Raw genomic sequence first — 3,335 nt, 5'->3', positions numbered from 1 at the left:
GGAATGCGCCTGCACCAGCCAGGCCAGCGGCGTGCCCGTGACCAGCATGCCCAGGCCGCCGATCGCCAGCACCAGGCCCGAGACGGTGGCGAAGCGCTCGGCCGGGAAGTGGCGCGCGATGAAGACGGTGCAGACCAGGAAGGCCGGCGCGCAGCCCACGCCGATCAGCGCCTGGGCCAGCACCAGCACCAGGTAATTCGAGGACAGGGCCGACAGCAGCGCCCCCGCGATCGCGACCGGGAAGGCCACCAGCACGGTGCGCCGCACGCCGTGCAGGTCGATGCCGATGCCCATGAACAGCTGCATCGCGCCGAAGGCGAAATGGAAGGCGCCCGAGAAGATGCCCAGCGCCTGCGGCGACAGGCCGAACTCGGCCTGCAGCGGGCTGGCCATGATGGCGCCGACGGTGCGGAAGGCCTGGCTCAGCGCCACGCCCGCGCACAGCGCGAGCACCATGGCCCAGGCCGCGCGCGCGCTCAGCGCCGCGGCCGGTGGTGAAGCGGTACTGGCGCCCTCAGCCGGCACCGTGGCACTTCTTGTACTTCTTGCCGCTGCCGCAGGGGCAGGGGTCGTTGCGGCCCGGCGTGGCTTCCTTGCGGACGGTTTCGACCTTGGGGCCCAGGCTCTTCCAGAGCTGGCGCAGGTCGTACACGGCCCAGATGGCGGCGCCGAAGTCGTCCAGCCGCTGCTGGCTCACGCTCGGCGGGCCGTTCTCGTCGTACATCGAGAGCACCGGCTTGGCCTTGTCGTCCTCGGTCAGCACGACGATGTTCTCGAGCGCGTCGTCGAGCATCTGGGCCGCCTCCTTGTCGCGCGGCGGGGTCCAGTCCTCGGGCCAGTTCTCGACCGCGTACATGAAGCCCAGCGCCCAGACCTGGGCGAACGAGGGCAGCGCCTCGCCCTCCATCTCGGCGCGCTCCTCGGGCGGCAGCGCGGCGACGGCGCCGCGGGTGTCGAGCACCTCGGGCTGCCAGCTGCGCTCGTCCTCGAGCGTCTCGACGTCGGCATCGAGACCGGTCTCGATCTCGCGCCAGCGGCGCTTCCAGTGCCAGACGAATTCCATCTGCTGGGCCGGCACGAAGCCGTCGCCCAGTAGCACAGGCCAGTACTCCGCGGGCTCGATGACGCGGCGGGTACAAACCAGCGCTGCCAGGAAGCCCTCGCAGAACTCCCATTGGGGAATTTCCTCGTCGTGCTCGCGCATCGCGTCGAGCGCCCGGTCGAGGGCGTCGAAGTCGTCGGGACCGAGGGGTTGCAGGTCGGGGGTGGGGGCCGGATTCGTGCCGGCGGAGTCGGGTGGGGTGGTCGTCATGGCAAGTTCGAAGCAGCCCTCTATGATGCAGCAGGCTCCGGCAGCCCCTCACAACCATGCCCACGATCACTCCGTTTCCGGTCCGCTACACCGCCTTCGCCCTGTGCGTGGCCGGTTTCGCGGCCAGCCTGGCCTTCGTCCTGGCTTCCCCCCATCTCTGGTTCGCCTGGCTCGCGCTGGTGGTGTTCGCGGTGCTCGCGGGCACCGGCGTGCACGACCTGCGGCAGACCCGGCACGCGATCCTGCGCAACTACCCGGTGATCGGGCACCTGCGTTTCCTGCTGGAATTCATCCGGCCCGAGATCCGCCAGTACTTCATCGAGAGCGACGCCGAGGCCGCGCCCTTCTCGCGCGCCCAGCGCTCGCTGGTCTACCAGCGCGCCAAGGGCGAGCCCGACAACCGGCCCTTCGGCACCCAGCTCAACGTGACCATCGCGGGCTACGAGTGGATCAACCACTCGATGCAGCCGACGAAACTGGCCAACCACGACTTCCGCATCGTGATCGGCGGCACGCCGCAGCCGGCCGATGCCAACCCGGCCCAGGTCTGCACGCAGCCGTACAGCGCCAGCGTGTTCAACATCTCGGCCATGAGCTTCGGTGCGCTCTCGGCCAACGCCATCCTCGCGCTCAACCAGGGCGCCAAGAGCGGCGGCTTCGCGCATGACACCGGCGAGGGCTCGATCTCGCAGCACCACCGGGTGCACGGCGGTGACCTGATCTGGGAGATCGGCTCGGGCTACTTCGGCTGCCGCAACGAGGACGGCACCTTCAGCGAGGAACGCTTCATCGCCAACGCGCGCGACCCGCAGGTGAAGATGATCGAGATCAAGCTGAGCCAGGGCGCCAAGCCCGGCCACGGCGGCGTGCTGCCGGCACCCAAGGTCACGCCCGAGATCGCGGCCGCGCGCGGCGTGCCGATCGGCGTGGACTGCATCTCGCCCTCCTCGCACAGCGCCTTCTCCACACCGACCGAGATGATGCATTTCGTGGCCCGGCTGCGCGAGCTCTCGGGCGGCAAGCCCACCGGCTTCAAGTTCTGCCTCGGCCATCCCTGGGAATGGTTCGGCATCGTCAAGGCGATGCAGGCCACCGGCATCACGCCCGACTTCATCGTGGTCGACGGCGCCGAGGGCGGCACCGGCGCGGCGCCGGTCGAGTTCAGCGACCACGTGGGCGCGCCGCTGCAGGAAGGCCTGCTGCTGGTGCACAACACGCTGCTGGGCGTGAACCTGCGTCATCGCATCAAGCTGGGCTGCGCCGGCAAGGTCATCACCGCCTTCGACCTGGCGCGCATGATGGCGCTGGGCGCCGACTGGTGCAACGCGGGGCGCGGCTTCATGATGGCGCTGGGCTGCATCCAGGCGCAGAGCTGCCACACCGGCCACTGCCCGACCGGCGTGACCACGCAGGACCCGGTGCGCCAGCAGGCGCTGGTGGTGCCGACCAAGGCCGAGCGCGTGCGCAACTTCCACCGCAGCACGCTGCATGCGCTGCAGGAGCTGGTGCAGGCCGCCGGCCTCGACCATCCGCAGCAGATCACCGCCCACCACATCGTGCGCCGCATCTCCGACACAGAGGTGCGCCTGCTGAGCAACCTGGTGATGCAGGTGCAGCCGGGCGCGCTGCTGGGCCCGCTCGACGAGCAGCACAACGTGTTCCGCACCTACTGGCCGCTGGCCAGTGCCGACAGTTTCCAACCCCTGACACAGGGAATGCAGGGCATGCAGAGCGCTCCCGCCGCATCCCAGGGACTCGCGCTGGCCGCATGAATCCGCTGCGACGTGGCGGCGCCGGCGCGCGCCTTTCGATGCGCAAGGGCGTGGCCTCGGGCCCGGCCCCGCTGGATGCGATCCCCTCCCCGCCCGCGCCGGGCGACTACGCGGCCTTCCTGCGCACCACCCTGCCGCGCCAGGCCAAGAACGTGGCCAGCCACCGCTTCGGCGACGAGCGCGTGTGGCTCAAGAAGGCCGGCCCGCGCCACGGCAAGTGGGGCTACCGGGTGATGGCCGCGGTGGCGCGC

At 70.4% G+C, this 3,335-nt stretch carries 3 protein-coding genes and 1 pseudogene; 2 read left to right on the top strand and 2 right to left on the bottom strand.

Going from position 1 to position 3,335, the window contains the following annotated elements:
- Together AC27VN_RS36565 and AC27VN_RS36560 are read right to left on the bottom strand one after the other, a co-directional pair.
- The coding region (locus tag AC27VN_RS36565; protein ID WP_490879798.1) for an MFS transporter at positions 1 to 456 on the bottom strand (456 nt) is incomplete at its 3' end.
- A 58-nt stretch (positions 457 to 514) separates the two neighbouring features.
- Entirely contained in the window at positions 515 to 1,312 is a 798-nt protein-coding gene (locus AC27VN_RS36560) for a UPF0149 family protein (protein ID WP_490879797.1), read from the bottom strand.
- 56 nt (positions 1,313 to 1,368) lie between these two features.
- Between AC27VN_RS36560 and AC27VN_RS36555 the strand changes: the two genes are divergently transcribed.
- Both AC27VN_RS36555 and AC27VN_RS36550 read left to right on the top strand, forming a co-directional pair.
- On the top strand, positions 1,369 to 3,084 hold the full coding sequence (locus AC27VN_RS36555) for an FMN-binding glutamate synthase family protein (protein ID WP_093350675.1): 1,716 nt from the start codon (positions 1,369 to 1,371) through the stop codon (positions 3,082 to 3,084).
- A pseudogene (locus AC27VN_RS36550) lies at positions 3,081 to 3,335 on the top strand (hypothetical protein); the annotation flags it as partial. The gene AC27VN_RS36555 and the pseudogene AC27VN_RS36550, both read left to right, overlap by 4 nt.

The sequence above is a fragment of the Variovorax sp. 20P10.2.4 genome, from assembly GCF_058244205.1.
Note: the sequence above shows the minus strand (reverse complement) of the source record. Positions and strands in the feature narration are given on the sequence as shown.

Coding starts and splice junctions, on each gene's coding strand:
- AC27VN_RS36560 (WP_490879797.1), bottom strand. CDS start 1,312: ATGACGACCACCCCACCCGACTCCGCCGGCACGAATCCGGCCCCCACC.
- AC27VN_RS36555 (WP_093350675.1), top strand. CDS start 1,369: ATGCCCACGATCACTCCGTTTCCGGTCCGCTACACCGCCTTCGCCCTG.